The following is a 16,709-nucleotide window of genomic DNA, read 5'->3' as shown; positions in this document are numbered from 1 at the left end:
TTCGAGTACATTCACTCCGCTCATTAAATTTCGAACAACCCGACAAAAGCGATCGCGACGCTCACCAGGAGGATACCATCATATGAAAAAGGTTCTTGTCGTTGACGACAGCCTTTCCGTAGCCCGCCAGCTTGAGAAGATCATTTCCGAATCAGGGGAATTTACATGTGTCGGGCATGCCAAAAACGGCGCGGAAGCCATCAAGATGAATCATGCCGAGGACCCGGACATCATCTGCATGGACATGAATATGCCCGGGATGGACGGCCTGACCGCCTTGCGCAGCCTGTCCATGCTGGATAAAGAAGTTAAAGTGGTCATGGTCACCTCCCTGGGCGGCGTAGGTGACAAATTTACAGAAGCGCTCAAACTGGGTGCCAAGAATGTCATCTCAAAACCGTTCGAGGCCGACGATGTCCTGAAGATACTTCGGGATCTCTGATTTTCAGCACCAATAACTCACGATACAAGGGGATATGTGCATGGCCGTCAAATTTTTCGGGCAGTTTTTGGTGGAAAAAGGGATCGTTTCACGAGAGATCCTGCTCAAGGCGATTGAGCTACAGGAACAGAAAAACCTCAAATTTGGCGAGATGGCAGTGGCGATGGGTTACGTAACCCAGGACGATATCGCACGCGCCCACCGTGCGCAACTTTCGCGTGACATAAAAGTAGGGGACCTGCTGCTGGAAATCGGCATCCTGACCCTTACCCAACTCAATGAAATTATTACCCGCCAAAAAAACAACCACCTCTACATCGGTGAGGCATTGGTACTTGTTGGAGCCATCACCAACGAACAACTGCAACAGCATTTGAATGAGTTCAAAGCCGACCAAGCGCCGTACATCTCGGAAAGGGTCGAGCTTCCCGGGAGTATCGCCAATCCAGAACTATGGGAGATGTCCGCAGACCTTACCTACAAGATGATTACCCGAATCCTCGGACTCCCCTTTAGAGCCGGTAAGTGCCAAACCATCACCATGGTGGATGCCAACCACATCATGGCGGCAATGGACCTGTCCGGCGATGTGGATGCCCGCTTTATCATCTCGGTTTCGCAAGAGCTTCAAAAATCCGTGGCCAAGGCAATTCTGCGTGAGGCATCGGTGGACAATGAGCCGCCGGAAGTCCTTGAAGATACCGTCATGGAATTCATCAACGTGGTCTGTGGCAACATCGCCGCCAAGGCATCGCAAGCCGGCAAGATCGTCAATATCAATCCCCCGGTCACCATCCGGCCGGATGCAGCCGGCTTGGCCGTGCCTGCCGGATATACCGGTCTCTGCTTTCCGATCCTGGTCGGTGAGGGCGAGACCATGCAGTTGGTGCTCTTTATCAAGAACTAAAGGCGACAAAATAGCTTGAAATGAAAAGGGCGCTTCGTTAGGAGCGCCCTTTCGCTTGCCAAGCGGACCGATTACTCTCCCAGAATGCTGCGGACCTCTTGCGAATAGTCGCCCTGCTCATTGTGGACAAGCAGGGGTGGCAGCACCAATGTCCCACCTTTCTTTCCCTTGGCCAATTGCGCCAAAAACATCGTTGCCGGAGTAACGGCGGAACCATGCACCATGCGCAGCCTGAGCAATGACAGCCTGAGTTCGCCGGCACAATGGACAAATTCAGCCAGCCGCGAAGGATGACTGATGAAGCAAATAGACCCCGACGGTTTGACCAGATATTTGGCGGTTGACAGGAAGTCCGCCAGCCCGGCACTCGATTCATGGCGAGCGAGATCGCGTCCGACCTTGGGGCTGACACGGCCGCTACCCGGTTTGCGGTAGGGAGGGTTCGCTGTCACCAGATCAAACGACGAAACAGGAAACCTCCCACGCAGGGAAAGGATATCATCGCTGACAATCCCGATCCTCTCGTCAAGCCCGTTCAGACTAACGTTGCGGACGGCCATTTCGGCCATTTCCTCCTGAAATTCCACACCGACCAGAGATGCGCCGACAGTTTTCCGAGCAAGAATAAGGGGAATAATCCCGCAGCCGGTGCCGAGATCGACTACCCGGCCAGCGGAAGCGTCTTCGGCAAAACCGCACAGCAGCAAGGGATCGAGAGAAAAACGGTAGCCCTCTTTCGGCTGGCAGATCCGCAGATCGTAGACACGGAGTTCGTCGATGGTTTCGGCGGTCATGGTCACGTCAACAGTCAGGGCCTTGCGACCTGCTGCAGTTTTCTCCTCCACCACTCCCGCCCAAGCATGACGACAAAAAATGCCAACGATCCCAATGTCAGCCATTTGCCGATCTTGAATGGCAACGGGTCAAAGATAAATTCTACCCGATGGGTGCCGGGAGTGAGATACACTCCGCGCAGGATGTGATCCACCGGCACGATCTCGGTTTTTTTCCCATCCACGGAGGCGTACCACCAGCGATAGTACTTTTCGCCGATGACCAGCAGGCTGTTTTTGAGCGCTTGAGCCTCCACTACAATCCGGTTGGGCTCATAGACACGCACCTCGGCCCTTCCAGCGAGCGAGGGGACTTGGGATGGGTATGGCGCAAGCTGTAAACGAGGTGGCGATTCAACTAGGGCAATCTGGTCCGGTTTGAAATCCGGGGCGCTGGCCAGTATCCCGATACGCTGATGAGGGTCGGCAATTACCACAACCGACGGTACCAGCCAAGCCTTGGGCATGACGGTCTTGTTTTCGAGCACTATCGAACCGTTGGATGAGTTGAAAACCGGCTGGTATTTCGTTAAAAGAAGCGCCTTCTGTGCTTCAAAATCCCTTGAGGGCATCACCAGGTATTTCAGGTTCATGATGTCCGGCATGGTGCTCATAAGCGACATAGCATCTAAAAATTGTTTGTAGCGCCGCTCACTAATGGTCACATAGGCCGACACGTTGGCAAAGCCGTTGTCGGCATAGAAATGAGCATTCTCGTCATTCAAGGGTTGCATGCGGTAATGATCGATGCGTGGTTTGAGGAAAGTGACGATATCGTTCGTCGTAACGCCGCGCTTGGCCTCAGGTGGCGGAGCCACCACCAGAAAACGGTTATTAACGCGCCACAGATCGCACAACATCAGGAGTATCAGGAGCGGCAGCAACAGCCGTACCGGCAGCAACCGTTTGAACCAGACAATGATTGCCGCAAGATAGATTGCTGCCATCCCGAAGGAAATAATTCCGTCCCTGAACATGTGGCCGAAGCGTTCCTCAACCAGTTGTGAACCGCTCTGGTAGCGCGTGGGTGCGGTAATGTACTCCGACATGGCCGAGATGATCGACTGACCTGCCACCAAAATTACGAGACAGATCAAGCCGATAAATGCGGCAACCCCACCACACCACCAGACCCACCGGCCAAGCCGTTTCCTTTCAATCGTTTCGTCGGCCAGCACGTCCAGACCTCGGCCAGCCAATACTGCGGCGCCAAAGGCGAACAAAAAGAGGATCATCTTCGGCACGCGAAACTTGGAGAAGGCAGGGAGGTACTCGAACATGAAACGATACACGAAAGTATATTTGCCCAAAGCCATGATCAGGGTCGCCGCCATCAGGAAGGTTAGGAAGCAGGTATAGCGATCGCGCCTGAAAAACAATGGAAGCGGTATGAGAAACCAGGGCAAGAGCCCCAGATAGTCACTGGTCTGGGTAAAACGCATCCTGCCCCAGTAATATACCTGTCCTGGGGCAGGTACATCGCCCCCCTCCTGGCGGGAATATCCGAAGAGGCCCGGAACGAAGAAGCTTAATATCTCTTCAGGGGGCATGGACCAACTCATCCCCTCCTCATAACCGATACCTTTTTCCGCTGCTTTCGTGGCGCTCGACCCAGTGCCGCTACTGACGGCTTCCCCCCGTTCGGACTGTTGCGACCAACTATAGAGCGGGGCAAACGACATGGCTATGGTACTGAAAAAGAGCACCACAAGGGCTACCGCAAGCAAGGTATCCTTCGAGAATTGCCGGCCGTACTCTCCCTTCAGTTCCCGGAATTTTCCCACTTCATACCAGAACCAGTAAGCGCCGACAGCTAGACACGAATAGAACGATATCTGCCAATGCATGTGAAAAAACTGGATGGCCAACATCAGCGCCGTCAGGGCATAGTGGAGAAACCGTCTGCTTCGCAACGATTTTTCCAAGAGGAGAAATGTCCAGGGGAACCAGCAGATCGCCTCGAGCTTCTGGATGTGGCCGGCGTTGATAAGTGAAGAATTCTCTGTGCAGACCACATACAGAAGCCCTGCTGCGAAAGCCCCCAAGCGGCCGACGCCGATCAGGCGGCAATAAAGGAAGGTGCCGATGGATCCCCAACACATGGCTAGGACGGCCAACCAGGCGATACTTGCAGGGAAGGGAAAAAAGTGCTGAATGAGATAGCGATGAAAGAGGAGAGCTATGGCGTTCCACCCACCCTCTAGGGTCCGACCACCATCGCTCAAGGGATCCCAGCTAGCCTGAAAAATTGCAGGAATCCCCTGAATGAACTGTAGCAGCGACTGTTCCTTTATCGCCTTCGCGCCCCAGAAGAACTGGGTGACAACGTCGGAAGCCCGGATAATCTGGTTGGTAAAGAGAATTCTCTGAAAAAAACCGATGATGATGACCACCATCAGTACGATGTAGAAGGAATCCCGCTCCAGAATATCGGTTTTCTTTTCTGCCATGACATCTCCTTGAGATCTGTGCAAGATTAACCTTTCACCATTTCCTTTTTCACTGTTTTTTACAGTTTATAAAATTCCACGGTGCGGGCGACGCCTTCACGGATATCCGTGCCCGGGCTCCAATCAAGATCATGCTGGGCCAAGCCGATATCGGACAGGTAGTCTCCGGTTTCAATGGCTCGGTACTCCTCCGGCCAGGGCACGTGGACAATTTTTCCCTGCCCGGCCGCCGCCACCGCCAGTTCCGCCAACTCCAGCAGACTCGTCCCCTGACCGTCGCCAATGTTGTAGACCCTGCCGCGGGATTCCGGCGCGGCTGCAGCCAGCAGGAGGGCTTCGACCAAGTCGTCAATATAGAGATAATCGCGGCGCTGACGGCCATCGCCAAACAATGTGATCGGCCTTCCGGCTACCGCTGCCTGAATGAAGCTGTTTGCGATGCCATAGGCCCTCCCCTCCCCGGCCTGGAAGGGACCATAGGGGTTGGAGATGCGCAAGACCGTAGTTTTGAGCCCATACAGCTTGCCATATATGAGGTGATAGTTTTCAACCGCCAGCTTGTGGGCGGCGTAGATGGATTCCGGCGCCAGTGGATGTTTCTCGTCGACTGGCAGATAGAGGGGCTTCCCATACACCAGGCGGCTGCTGGGAAAAACGATCGTCACTCCGGGATTAAAGGTGCGGCAGGCCTCCAGTATGGTCAGGTGCCCACGGCAATTGATATCCAGATCGTTGAGCGGGGTTTTGTTGCTGTCTGCCGCACCCGACTTGCCGGCTAGGTTAAAGACAACCTCCTGATCCCGAACCACCCGCTCCACCTTCTCTTCGTCGCGGATATCAGCAACCGCCAGACGCAGGCGTAAGCGGATCGCATCGAAGTCGGGGGTGATCCGGGGTGGAACGAAGTTATCCAACGCCGTTACCTCCGCCCCCAAGTCCAGCAGCCGAGCGCAGGTATTGAGCCCGATAAATCCGAGACCTCCGGTGACCAACACCCGCTTTCCGCTATAAAAGTTTCTGTGATTATTCACCTTTTGCCTTTCACGCGTTCCGTTTTCGCCACAGCCGCATAAATCTCTTCAAGTCGGACGATCATCCGCTCCGTGGTGAATTGGCCGAGAAACGCCCTGCCCAACTGTACGAGACGTTCCGCCAACTCCCGGTCGGCAAGGCAGCTGACGATCCGCTCGGCCAGCAAATGAAAGTCATCGAGCGGCACGATAAAACCGGTCTTACCATCCAGCACGATCTCGGGATTGCCCCCCGCGTCGGAGAGTATGGGCGGCACCCCGGCCATGGTGGCCTCGGACGACACCAGCGGGATCGCTTCGATCTCTGACGGCATGACAAAAGCCTTGGCCTTGCCGTAGGTCTTGTACAGCTCGGCGCGGGGCATACCGTAGACGAACTCCACCGGCAACCCACGGGCCAGGAAACGCGCAAACGCCTTGACGTAGCCATAGTCGTTGCCGATCACCATCAAGCGGGCATTGGGTACCTGTTTGAGCACCAGCGGCAAAGCTCTCAGCAGGCGGTGAATCCCCTTGCGGAAATAATCACCACCCACGAACAGGATCAGGTTTTCCTTCTCCTCCCACGGCCGCGACTCGATCTCGCTATAGTCAAGGCCATAATAGAAGTTCAGGTATTTGTGGGGATGGTCGTACAGGTCATACACATACCTGCCGTGCAGGATAATCCCGTCGATGAGCGGAAAGAGTCGCCGATACCTGATCTTCCGGTATTGCTGCAACAGGAACCGGACCGGAAAATCGAGACAGAAAAAATGGTAATAACGTATCCAGTAATAATCGTGGCTATCGACTACCAGAGGGCAGCGTAACTTCCGCGCCAGCTCCGGCGAAAGGTGTTTCAGGTTGAGACAGTGGGCGATATCCCACTCCTCGTTCAGGTCCGCGTCGGACTCATAAACCCTTACGGTATGCCGCTTGGCGAGTTCCCGCAGGACGTTGGTCTGGTAGGTGCCGCCGCCGGTCAGGGATTCGCCCTTGCGTGCCAGGATCAAAATTTTCACAATTGTACCTTACGGTCCGACATTACGTTTTATGCCCGTTTTTCGCCAAAAAGTCCGAAATGGATGCTCATGAGGTGAATAAAGCGATGCCGCCTGAAGGTCCGACAGCTTGCTCCCGCCCTGCACCTCGCGCCGCTTATGCAAGAGCCGGGCGAGACCGCCCAGGACATCCAGCCTTGCCCGCAGGGCCGCCAGTCCCCTCCCCCGCAACACAGCCAGGCAGAAAGCGGCGCAATCGGCGCAGACGATGGAGACGAAATGCCGCCGGAGCAACGCGGCAGGCCAGTTCTTGACGATCACGAACCACTTGTTCCGGTGCGTGTGGTACACCTTGAAACGGCTCATCTCCCCGCCCGTGGCCGAGTGCACATGATACACGAGCGCCCGCGGCGCGGCAAGCGCCTTCCAACCGGCCAAACGCGCACGCCAGGCCAGGTCGAAATCCTCGTAATACGCGAAGAAATCCGCATCGAAGAAGCCGACCTCGTCCAGCAACTCCCGGCGGTAGAGCGCCGCCCCGCCGCAGGGGCCGAACAGCGGCACGCCGTCGTAGCGGCCGTCGTCGATCTCGCCGTAGCCTATGTTGTACCCCAGGCCATTGGTGCCGATCTTCAGGCCGGCGGCGTCGATCCGTTCCGGCCGGTAGAAATTGCGCATCCTGGCCGCCACCATGCCGACGCGACCATCGCCCTCCACGGCCCGGACCAACTCGGCCAGAAAGCCGGGATCGACCTTGGTGTCGTTGTTGAGGGTAACGATATAATCGCCCCGCGCCAACGCCAGGCCGCGGTTATTCCCTTCGGCAAAACCGGCGTTCTCCGGCAGTTCCAGCAAGCGAACCCAGGGATACTCGCTTCGCACATGGTCGGCCGACCCGTCGGTTGAACCGTTGTCCACGAGGATCGTCTCAAAATCGCGGAAGGACTGTGCCTCCAGCGAATCCAGACACTCCTTGAGATACGCCCGGCCGTTCCAGGTGAGGATGATGACCGATACCTTCACCTCTTCACCGCGTCGAGCGCCCGGTAGATAGTGTCCAGATCGTCGCAGAGCCGGTGCCATGAAAAACGCCGCTCAATAACCTGCCGCGCCCGCTCCCCCAGCACGGCCCGCCGTTCCTTGTCGGACAACAGCGCAATCACCGCCCCGGCAAAGGCGGCCGGGTCATCCGCGACCAGAAAGGCCCCCTCGCCCGCCTCCGTGATCCCTTCGGCGCCGACCGAGGTGGCGACCAACGGCTTGCCGCAGGCCATTGCCTCCAGCACTTTGATCTTGATCCCGCCGCCGTAACGGATCGGCGCCACCACCACATCGACCGAGCCGTAGAATTCGGACACATCATCGACGAACCCCAGGCAGGTCACTCCCTTGTCTTTCAGATCGAGCAGCAAACGCGGCGGGTTCCTCCCCGCCACGACAAACAAGGCATCCGGCATCCGCTCCCTGACAAGGGGCAGGACGGATTCCGCAAAATAGAGGGCCGCATCCGTATTGGGCGGATGGCCGAAACTGGCGAGAAAACCGATCCTGACGCCCCTGTCCCGCTCCGGCGCGGGCTGCGAACCGGCATCGACGGCGATGGCCTCCGCGTAAACATCCAGATCGGGCATGGCCATGGTCAGAGCCGCCGCGTCCTGACGGGTGACCGTCAAAACCTTTCCAAAACGCGGAAAATAACGGGATTCGTAGCGCACCCAGAACAGCCACTGCATCAGATAATACAACTTCTCCCAGACGCGCCGGGCGTTCATGGCCCTGCGAAACACCCCCACCAGGGCCACATCCAGCGTATCCATCACTGCCGGCGTACCGGCGCAGGCCTCGATATAATGGGCCATCTGGGGAAAGCAGAGGTGCGCCGCATCCGGCTTATGCCGCTCGACCGCCCGGCGGATCGCCTCATCCATGGCCCGGCTTTGGCACTTGCGGACCACCACGGGCGTCAGGGTCGCATACGAGAGCACATTATGCACGACCCGCCGCGCCAGATTGAGCCCTTTGGCCAGGGCGGACATCCCGGCCCCGCCGGGAAGCGGCACCGTAACCACCTCGGCGCAATACGGCGCCACCTGCGCCAGGCGCTCCAGATCCTCTTGCCGGGCGAACGAGAGATAGACGATCTCGTGCCGCGCGGCGAGATGCCGGATCAGGTTGAACATCACCGTACCGCCGCCGTCCGCGCCGGGACAAGCCGGATAGGGAGTGACCATAAGAATCTTCATGCGTTTTTCCCACCCAATCCCGGCATGCTTGCCCTATCCCCGGTAACGGCCCGTCCTGCCGCGAAAAAAATCCCACACCCCGCGCGCGGCCGAACGCGCCGCCGAAAACCGCCTCTTCTTGATATTCACCAACACATGCTCGTACAGGTCGTACCACAGGGCCCGGGCAAGTTTTGCGGAAAAATTCCGCCGCACGAAATAGAGCCGGTTCCGCGCCGTGTAGTACATCAGCGCAGGCGATGCCGCCCCTCCGGCGCTCATCGACTCCTTATGCCGCACCACGGAGGAAGGGGCATACATAAGACGCCACCCCCCCCGTCTTGCCCGCGCACACCAATCCACATCCTCGAAATAGAGGAAAAAATCATCGTCCAGCAGGCCGACAGCCTCCAGCAACGCACGACGGGCGAGCAGACTGCACCCGGTGACATACCCGGTTTCCCCCGCCGTATCGTACTGCCCCCGGTCGTGCTCGCGAAGCCCCCGATGTGCGGGACGCTGGGGGCGCGCCGGGTCGAGCACGGCCCCGGCATACCACAAAAGCGCCGGGTTATCGTAATAAACGATCTTGCTCCCCACCATGCCGATTCTGTCGTCGCCCTCCGCAACGCGCACCAATGACGCGAGCGTATCGGGGGAAACCACCGTATCGTTGTTGAGGAGCCAGACATAATCGGCCCCGTGCTCAAGCGCCCGCCGGATACCCGCATTGTTACCGCCGGCAAAACCCAGATTCGAACCAGTCTGCACCACTTCCATATCGGGGAAGCGTTCCCGCAGGATCGCCTCGGAACCGTCGGTGGAGCCGTTATCGACGATGATGATGCGAAAATCGGGGTACGTCAGCTTTTTGCATGACTCGACACACTCCGACGTGTCGCGCCAGCCGTTCCAGTTGAGGAGAACTATGTAAACCAAAGGCTCATTCATTCCCTGTTTTTCGGGCAAAAACGAGCATTGCTTCGGCATTGTTTGTCAATAATGCAATTTTGTTCACGAGCCGTTGCACTATTTTGATCGGTCGCCACCCGACTATTGCATGATTATCCTTTGCTTCGAAATATACCTCCACAAAACCGCCCTTCTGGAGCAGCTTGCCGAGAGATTCGCGCGTGAACTGCCAGATATGCTGGTCCGGCATGAGCGAAAACCATTTCCCCTTCATCAGTTTTGCCATATAGGAACCGAAGTTGGGCACACCAATAACCAGCAGCCCGTCGTCTTTCAATATCCGCCCCAATTCCATCATGATTTCAACCGGGTCGGGAATATGTTCGAGGACATGATTCATAACGATGACATCAAAGCTCTTCTCAGGATAGGCGGCTTCAATCAACCCCCCTGTCACGACATCAAACCCTTTTTGCCTGGCAAACTCCGAAGCCCATGTGGAAAACTCCACGCCCTTGACCTCAAAACCGTTTTGCCGGGCAACGTCGAGAAGCACCCCCACACTACAGCCGACATCAAGAAAAGCACCGTTTGACTTGTATGTCTTTATCTTATTCAATATGCCTTGAAAATGAGTAGAGAGTTCCCCCCATTTTTCCAGGTAATTGTTGCGCTCGGTAAAATAATCGCTTTCATCGTATTCAGAAGAACTGCTGTCGAGACTAATGCCGGAGATATAGACCTGACCGCATGCAACGCATTGATGAACAGTATATTTGTGTACGGAAAACAGGAAATCGGCACTTTGGTTCCCGCACAAACAGTTGATTGCAGAGCCCGTCACTTCAGTAGTTCCCATGCTTTGGTCTCATTATTATATTGACGTATGACTTTAGCAGGAATGCCGACTGCCACGGAAAATGGCGGGATACTTTTTGTTACTACGGCATTCGAGCCTATCACTGCCCCTTTGCCAATAGAAACCCCCGGCAGTATTACGCAGCCTTCGCCCAGCCAGGAATTATCGCCTATAACTACCTTTCCACCTGCCTCGATACCCTGATTGACAATAGGCTCTTCGATATTTTTAAAATTGTGATTGTGGTCAGATATATACACTCTTCCGGCAATAAGTACATTTTTACCTATTTCAACACATTCACACGAACCTACATGAAAAAATTGTTCGATATGCGTACCGTCACCGATCTTGAGTTCGGGGGTATATTTTGCATTACCGTAAGTATCTACAGCCTCTATTCTTGAATACTCACGTATGAGTACATTACTTCCTATTTCAATATATTTTGGATTAGTTATCATACTTGGTTTTAGAATGGTTACATTAGCCCCATATTTTTTAAATATGGTCCTATTGTAATAAGTAATCAGCCGTTTCTTAATTTTTCTTATTATGTCAGTTATCATTTGTATATTATCCTCAATAACCGCCAATGATATTATTCTTTAATTTATCATATTTATGTTTTATATCATCTTTATTTTCATGCAACTCCCACAACTTTATGCATGCAACGGCACGGTACATAACCATCATAATACAAACAAAAAAGCCTCTTAATCCGTCTTTATACCCACCTAATCTAATATATCTATCAATGAATTCCTTTATCGTAGACTTAAAAAACAGGTAGTAGGTAAACTTCTTCCCATCATCATATAAGTGTTTAGCCTCAATTGTTGTATATCTATTGAGCTTGGAAATGAATTGTTCAGCATCCCTATACGCAAAATGATGAATCGCGAATTTTTCCTCGGGCGGCAGATACAAGGTACGCGCAGTATTGGAAACGGACATGTATGCATGAATTCTTTCCGAAATCATCATCGATTGCTTTTTAAAAAAACGGCAATGATAATTCGGCCACCACGCCTTTGCTCGATTCCATTCTCCCAGGATAAAATTCTTAAATGCTATATAGACCGCGTCTACCTCATCTTTTTCGGCAATGAGCCTCAGTTCTGCTGCCAAACATGCCGGGACCATTTCGTCGGCATCAATCAGCAACACCCATTCGTTGCTCGCCTTTTCAACGGCATAATTCTTTGCAATGTCGAAGGCAATAACTCGTTCATGCGAGTAAATATTGTCCGTAAACTCCCTGGCTATTGCAACCGTATCATCTTCACTCTCCATATCCACAACGACTATTTCATCACACCATTTCAGGCCTTCAAGGCACAGCCGGATGTTCGGCTCCTCGTTTCTTACCAGGAGGACTGCGGATATATTATGGCTGCTCATGGTTTCCCCCAAAAACACACAGCGCTCTAATTACATTGAATTCGTTATTTTCCTCGATTCTCTTAATTTTTATATGTGGGCTAAGAAATTGGGACAACTCGTGAGCGGAAAAAAAGTGATTAACATGCCCCGGATCATCATAAGCCGTTCCAAGTGGAACCGAGATGAGAAGGTGGCCGCCAGGCTTGACCCAATTATGTAATCCAGCCAGAACAGGGGCAGGGTCTGCAATATGTTCAAAAACATGGGCCGACCATGCGGAATCAAATAATTCTCCGTCAGGCTTTTGGGAGATCACATCTACAACTGAAAATGTTACTAGTTTTTTAACATCATGTGGTTCTCTCTCACGCAAACGGTTTGCTATCATTATCCCAATCGGACTGAGGTCGATGCCATGAACAGTCATTCCCCTTCGGGCTAAAAGCACATCCAAATGCCCTGAACCGCATCCAAAATCAAGAATTCTGCCGGATATTTCCTCAAAGTGAGTGATCGAGTCCAACTCAAAATGTTTTTCCCAAAAATCCATCTTTAAGGCGCACGGATTAAACTGAAGTCTATCGAGGAATACTTTATCGCATTCAAGTGAAAAGGGGTCTCGCGGCCCCTTATGTTCAGCCGTTTCTTTAAATATCTTGGCGATATCTCGCAGCTCCGGATCAGTCCGAACGAGTAACCAGTTTTTTATTGCCGTCTTCAGCATTTTGATCCTTTGACCTGACGAAAATATGATATCGCCTCTGTCATATTTTGTCTGTTCAGAATGTACGAAAGTCCCCAATAAAGGGTTGCGCTTGCAGCCGAGACCAATATTACGAAAATCAAATTTGGCACGAACAATCCCTTTATTAATTCAATTACGGCCACCATGGTTAATGTAACTAATAAATTCGAAGCTACATTCGGAATAACACGAATTTCAACACTATTCCGGCTGAGCAGCCATTTATAGACCAACACAAAAAGAATGTAGGTAATTGGTTGTGTAACAGCAATCCCCACAAACCCGAATTTCAGCACAAGCGGGGCTCCAATCCCCCATTCAATGGCAACCAAAACCACTGTCATCGCCAGAATTATATTTGATTTTCCAAGGCACAAAATGCCACTGAACATTGGTAGTGCAATCCCCATCAGCAACGGCGTAAAAGAATACAGGTAAAATGCATTGAGGCCGGGGAGCCATTTATCGGTATAAAAAACATGGGTAATCTCGGGAGCCAATGCCACCAAAATAGCTGTCACCGGCAGCATTACAAATGTCATCATCCGAATTGACTTTTCTACCGTCCTCCCAAGAAGTGCTGCATCATCCTGCAACTTTGAGAATGCCGGAAATGCCACTCGTCCAAACGTTTCCGACAGCACAAGCGGGACAAAAGCAAAGTTACATGCCCATCTCAGATACCCTACCGCAGCGGCCCCTGCATACACCCCAACGAACAGCGGCGTGACGGAATCCTTGATAAAATTGAGGATCTGGTTCCCCTGATACGGCAAGCCAAACCGCACCAAACCCTTGACCGATTCGAACCGGTAATGAAAACTCGGCCGCCACGACGACAGCGCATAAATGAGCACAGCCCCCAGGAATGCCCTGGTGATGGCCGCCGCCACGAAACTCCATACCCCGTACCCCAGGTAGGCACAGACAACCGCCACCCCCTGATATGCCAGGTTTTCGGTGATATCCACCCAGGCGATCCGATTGAAGTCGATATTCCGCTCCATGAGAATGGCGGGGATCGTCTTGAGCGATGAAAACAGGAAGCTGACCGCCATGGCCCGGATCAGCCAGACCCCGACCGGCGGCAGGGTCGGGTAGACCTTCAACGCCAGCGGCGCCGCCAGGACAACCACGGCGACCACCGACACCACCAGCATTTGCTGCAGCCAGAAGGTGGTGGAAAGCTCTTCCCGGCTCAGGTCCCCCTTTTTCTGGATCAGCGCCGCGCCGATACCCACATCGCCGAACGTGGAGAAAAACTGCACCACGAACTGCACTATGGCGTAAATCCCGAATATCTGCGGCGCCAGCAGCCGGGCCAGGATGATGTTGCCGACAAAGAAGATCACCTTTACGAGGACTTGCCGGACGAACAGCGCCGACATGCCTTTCAGGGACTTCTTCTTGAGGTCCTGAAAATCCTGCTGCGAGTTATGGGGTGCATCTTCAGTCATTCGGTATCCTGATTGCCGCCAGCGGCGCAAACGGCGCCAGCCACGCGGTACGCCAGCGACGCATCCACAGTATTATTGCAAATACTCTTCCACCATCATTCGAGCGACATCGCGCATTTTGTAGGTGGCCCGCCAGCCGAACGTCCTGGCCGATTTTTCCGGGTTAGCCCTGCTGACCATAATTTCGGATGGCCGAAGCAGCGATGCATCGCTTTCCACATGGTCGCGCCAATCAAGCCCCACGGCCTTGAAAACCTCGGCCACAAAATCCTCCAGCCTGCTGGTCTCACCGGTCGCGATCACGAAATCATCGGGGCGTTCCTGCTGGAGAATCAGCCACATGGCCTCGACATACTCGGGCGCCCACCCCCAGTCCCTGGCTATGTCCATATTGCCGAGCTTCAGTTTTTCAACGGCCCCTTGCGCAATCCGGCAGGCGCTCCGCACAATCTTCTGGGTAACGAACCGTTCGGGGCGCAACGGCGATTCATGATTGAAGAGGATCCCGGTGCTGGCGTACAGGTTGTATGCTTCTCTATAGTTGGCGATTTCCCAGAAGGCCGTCGCCTTGGCTACGGCATAGGGGCTTCGCGGGCGAAAGGGGGTCGTCTCGTCCGCGGCCTCTCCCCCCGTATTGCCGAAACACTCGCTTGAACCGGCATTATACAGCCTGGCGGGGCACTTCAAGAAACGGATCGCCTCCAGGAGATTCAGGGTTCCGACACTGATGCTTTCCAGCGTTTCCACGGGTTGTTCAAAAGAAAGCCCGACCGAACTCTGCCCTGCCAGATTGTAGATCTCGTCGGGGCGAACGCTCGACAACACCTGGAGAACGCTCCGAAAATCATTCAGCGCCATGGAGTGAAAGGCGATGCGGTCGCGAATACCCAGTTTGCCGAGATTCGCGAAGGAAGACATCTGGGCGTCCCTGGCGGTCCCATGGACCTCATACCCCTTACCCAGCAGAAACAGGGACAGATACGCGCCATCCTGACCGGACACGCCGCAGATAAGTGCTTTTTTAGCCATACCTCTTCTCTCCTTTCAGACAAACGGCATACCTGAACCCAAATGTCTACTCTGCAACTCCGGCGATAAAGATCTGGGATGCCGTTACGCTCAAGCCGCGAAGTGCTTGGGTAAGTCCATCTCTCTGCTTCAGCGAGGAGATAATCACCGGGCCACGATGTTCCCGCACGCCGTTTGCCAATGACACAACCGGAACCCCGAAGAACACCTCGCCGGCGCGACCGTCGTCCATGACCGCCACCAGTTTCAACCCGGTCTCCCGCAGCGACAGGTAGGCCACCTCGGCCACCTCGTCCACCCCGCAGAAGGCCACCTCCCGCACGCCGGATGCTTCGAGGCGGCGGAACAGGTCCAGATAGTCCTGTCGGGCCACGGTATAGAGGCTGGTGAAATAGCTTAAATGCTGGTAGGCGAGGCGGCTTTTCTCGGCCAGGCCCTGGGGGGTGAGGAGATAGGCGTAGCGGTTGCTGGGGAAGTTCTTGACCCGCACATACCCCTTGGCGACCAGGTTCTTCAGATACGAGTTGACCAGCCCCACGGCGATGCCGAGCCGGCGGGAGAGTTCCCGCTGGGACAGGGGCTCTTCGCCGGTTATTTCGGAGAGGAGCAGGAGGGAGCGGTAGGATTCAAGCGATTTTTCGTTGTTAACGTTCATAGTATGAACCGTAGTGAAGGGGGGTGAAAATGGCAAGCAAAATGTTCATATCGTGAACGTTCTTTGCCCGGCAGCGACCCGGCTTCATCGGAAAAGGTTGTATTTGACGATGCAGTATATTGCCCGGAAGCCGTCTTTCCATCCGATTTTTTTCCCTTCTTCGTAAGTCCGCCCGTAGTACGAGATGCCGACTTCGTATATTCTACAGCCTTGTTTGGCGATCTTTGCGGTGATTTCCGGTTCGAAGCCGAACCTGTTTTCTTCTATGTTCACCGCTTGAATAAGTTCCCGGCGAAAGACCTTGTAACACGTCTCCATGTCGGTGAGGTTCAGGTTGGTGAACATGTTGGAGACCGAAGTAAGGACCCAGTTCCCTATGCTGTGCCAGTAGTACAGGACCCTGTGCGGGCGGTTGCCCATGAATCGCGAACCGAACACGGCATCGGCCTTGTTGGCGAGAAGCGGTTCCAGGAGCATGGAATACTCCTGCGGGTCGTACTCCAGGTCGGCATCCTGGATAATGACGAAATCCCCGGTTGCAGCGGCAATGCCGGTGCGGAGCGCGGCGCCTTTCCCCATATTCCGCGAGTGGGTGATGACCTTTGCCACCAGGGGCGCTATCTCGTCCCGCAGGATTTCGGCCGTCCCGTCGGTGGAACAGTCATCGACGACGATGATCTCTTTTTCGTCGATCGGGGACTGCAATACGGCCCGGATCACGTCTTTTATCGTGGCGGATTCGTTATAACAAGGGATAACGACGGAAAGAAGCATGCAACACCCTCCTGATACGTG

17 protein-coding genes are annotated in these 16,709 nt (G+C 54.2%); 2 read left to right on the top strand and 15 right to left on the bottom strand.

What is annotated here, in order from left to right; all coding sequences use genetic code 11:
- Positions 1-82 precede the first annotated feature (82 nt).
- Entirely contained in the window at positions 83-442 is a 360-nt protein-coding gene (locus LDN12_RS04655; protein WP_149306629.1) for a response regulator, read from the top strand.
- Positions 443-482: 40 nt separating this feature from the next.
- On the top strand, positions 483-1,349 hold the full coding sequence (locus LDN12_RS04650) for a chemotaxis protein CheX (RefSeq protein ID WP_223921518.1): 867 nt from the start codon (positions 483-485) through the stop codon (positions 1,347-1,349).
- Between the two features lie 71 nt (positions 1,350-1,420).
- On the opposite strand, the gene LDN12_RS04645 is transcribed toward LDN12_RS04650, so the two are convergent.
- From LDN12_RS04645 to LDN12_RS04575, 15 genes are all read right to left on the bottom strand, one after another.
- Positions 1,421-2,194 (bottom strand): tRNA1(Val) (adenine(37)-N6)-methyltransferase, encoded by a 774-nt coding sequence (locus LDN12_RS04645; RefSeq protein WP_308464306.1) that lies wholly within the window; start codon positions 2,192-2,194, stop codon positions 1,421-1,423.
- Complete coding sequence (locus LDN12_RS04640) at positions 2,158-4,632, bottom strand: YfhO family protein (RefSeq protein ID WP_223921517.1); 2,475 nt, start codon at positions 4,630-4,632, stop codon at positions 2,158-2,160. Before LDN12_RS04640 ends, LDN12_RS04645 begins: the two co-directional genes overlap by 37 nt.
- A 59-nt stretch (positions 4,633-4,691) precedes the next feature.
- On the bottom strand, positions 4,692-5,627 hold the full coding sequence (locus LDN12_RS04635) for an NAD(P)-dependent oxidoreductase (RefSeq protein WP_223921516.1): 936 nt from the start codon (positions 5,625-5,627) through the stop codon (positions 4,692-4,694).
- Between the two features lie 32 nt (positions 5,628-5,659).
- Positions 5,660-6,667, bottom strand: a complete 1,008-nt coding sequence (locus tag LDN12_RS04630; protein WP_223921515.1) for a glycosyltransferase family 4 protein — start codon at positions 6,665-6,667, stop codon at positions 5,660-5,662.
- A gap of 9 nt (positions 6,668-6,676) precedes the next feature.
- Positions 6,677-7,669, bottom strand: coding sequence for a glycosyltransferase family 2 protein (locus tag LDN12_RS04625; RefSeq protein WP_223921514.1), 993 nt, complete (start codon positions 7,667-7,669; stop codon positions 6,677-6,679).
- Positions 7,666-8,889, bottom strand: coding sequence for a glycosyltransferase family 4 protein (locus LDN12_RS04620; protein WP_223921513.1), 1,224 nt, complete (start codon positions 8,887-8,889; stop codon positions 7,666-7,668). Before LDN12_RS04620 ends, LDN12_RS04625 begins: the two co-directional genes overlap by 4 nt.
- Before the next feature lie 33 nt (positions 8,890-8,922).
- The gene (locus LDN12_RS04615) at positions 8,923-9,807 is read right to left on the bottom strand and encodes a glycosyltransferase family 2 protein (protein ID WP_223921512.1); all 885 of its coding nucleotides are present in this window, start codon (positions 9,805-9,807) and stop codon (positions 8,923-8,925) included.
- Positions 9,808-9,811: 4 nt separating this feature from the next.
- Positions 9,812-10,639: a class I SAM-dependent methyltransferase gene (locus LDN12_RS04610; protein ID WP_223921511.1), complete on the bottom strand. Its 828-nt coding sequence runs from the start codon at positions 10,637-10,639 to the stop codon at positions 9,812-9,814.
- Positions 10,621-11,208 (bottom strand): DapH/DapD/GlmU-related protein, encoded by a 588-nt coding sequence (locus LDN12_RS17850; protein WP_274382193.1) that lies wholly within the window; start codon positions 11,206-11,208, stop codon positions 10,621-10,623. The genes LDN12_RS04610 and LDN12_RS17850 overlap by 19 nt, the downstream gene beginning before the upstream one ends.
- Positions 11,209-11,221: 13 nt before the next feature.
- Positions 11,222-12,046, bottom strand: coding sequence for a glycosyltransferase family 2 protein (locus LDN12_RS04600; RefSeq protein ID WP_223921510.1), 825 nt, complete (start codon positions 12,044-12,046; stop codon positions 11,222-11,224).
- Positions 12,033-12,752 (bottom strand): bifunctional 2-polyprenyl-6-hydroxyphenol methylase/3-demethylubiquinol 3-O-methyltransferase UbiG, encoded by a 720-nt coding sequence (locus LDN12_RS04595; protein ID WP_223921509.1) that lies wholly within the window; start codon positions 12,750-12,752, stop codon positions 12,033-12,035. Before LDN12_RS04595 ends, LDN12_RS04600 begins: the two co-directional genes overlap by 14 nt.
- Entirely contained in the window at positions 12,746-14,230 is a 1,485-nt protein-coding gene (locus tag LDN12_RS04590; RefSeq protein WP_223921508.1) for an oligosaccharide flippase family protein, read from the bottom strand. Before LDN12_RS04590 ends, LDN12_RS04595 begins: the two co-directional genes overlap by 7 nt.
- A 72-nt stretch (positions 14,231-14,302) precedes the next feature.
- Positions 14,303-15,259, bottom strand: a complete 957-nt coding sequence (locus tag LDN12_RS04585) for a GDP-mannose 4,6-dehydratase (RefSeq protein ID WP_223921507.1) — start codon at positions 15,257-15,259, stop codon at positions 14,303-14,305.
- Positions 15,260-15,305: 46 nt separating this feature from the next.
- Positions 15,306-15,914 (bottom strand): winged helix-turn-helix transcriptional regulator, encoded by a 609-nt coding sequence (locus LDN12_RS04580; RefSeq protein WP_223921506.1) that lies wholly within the window; start codon positions 15,912-15,914, stop codon positions 15,306-15,308.
- 84 nt (positions 15,915-15,998) lie between these two features.
- Positions 15,999-16,688 (bottom strand): glycosyltransferase family 2 protein, encoded by a 690-nt coding sequence (locus tag LDN12_RS04575; RefSeq protein ID WP_223921505.1) that lies wholly within the window; start codon positions 16,686-16,688, stop codon positions 15,999-16,001.
- Positions 16,689-16,709 lie beyond the last annotated feature (21 nt).

The organism is Geobacter sp. AOG2, from assembly GCF_019972295.1.
Classification (GTDB): Bacteria; Desulfobacterota; Desulfuromonadia; order Geobacterales; family Pseudopelobacteraceae; genus Oryzomonas.
Note: the sequence above shows the minus strand (reverse complement) of the source record. Positions and strands in the feature narration are given on the sequence as shown.

Coding starts and splice junctions, on each gene's coding strand:
- LDN12_RS04575 (WP_223921505.1), bottom strand. CDS start 16,688: ATGCTTCTTTCCGTCGTTATCCCTTGTTATAACGAATCCGCCACGATA.
- LDN12_RS04580 (WP_223921506.1), bottom strand. CDS start 15,914: ATGAACGTTAACAACGAAAAATCGCTTGAATCCTACCGCTCCCTCCTG.
- LDN12_RS04590 (WP_223921508.1), bottom strand. CDS start 14,230: ATGACTGAAGATGCACCCCATAACTCGCAGCAGGATTTTCAGGACCTC.
- LDN12_RS04650 (WP_223921518.1), top strand. CDS start 483: ATGGCCGTCAAATTTTTCGGGCAGTTTTTGGTGGAAAAAGGGATCGTT.
- LDN12_RS17850 (WP_274382193.1), bottom strand. CDS start 11,208: ATGATAACTGACATAATAAGAAAAATTAAGAAACGGCTGATTACTTAT.
- LDN12_RS04640 (WP_223921517.1), bottom strand. CDS start 4,632: ATGGCAGAAAAGAAAACCGATATTCTGGAGCGGGATTCCTTCTACATC.
- LDN12_RS04610 (WP_223921511.1), bottom strand. CDS start 10,639: ATGGGAACTACTGAAGTGACGGGCTCTGCAATCAACTGTTTGTGCGGG.
- LDN12_RS04620 (WP_223921513.1), bottom strand. CDS start 8,889: ATGAAGATTCTTATGGTCACTCCCTATCCGGCTTGTCCCGGCGCGGAC.
- LDN12_RS04600 (WP_223921510.1), bottom strand. CDS start 12,046: ATGAGCAGCCATAATATATCCGCAGTCCTCCTGGTAAGAAACGAGGAG.
- LDN12_RS04585 (WP_223921507.1), bottom strand. CDS start 15,259: ATGGCTAAAAAAGCACTTATCTGCGGCGTGTCCGGTCAGGATGGCGCG.
- LDN12_RS04655 (WP_149306629.1), top strand. CDS start 83: ATGAAAAAGGTTCTTGTCGTTGACGACAGCCTTTCCGTAGCCCGCCAG.
- LDN12_RS04595 (WP_223921509.1), bottom strand. CDS start 12,752: ATGCTGAAGACGGCAATAAAAAACTGGTTACTCGTTCGGACTGATCCG.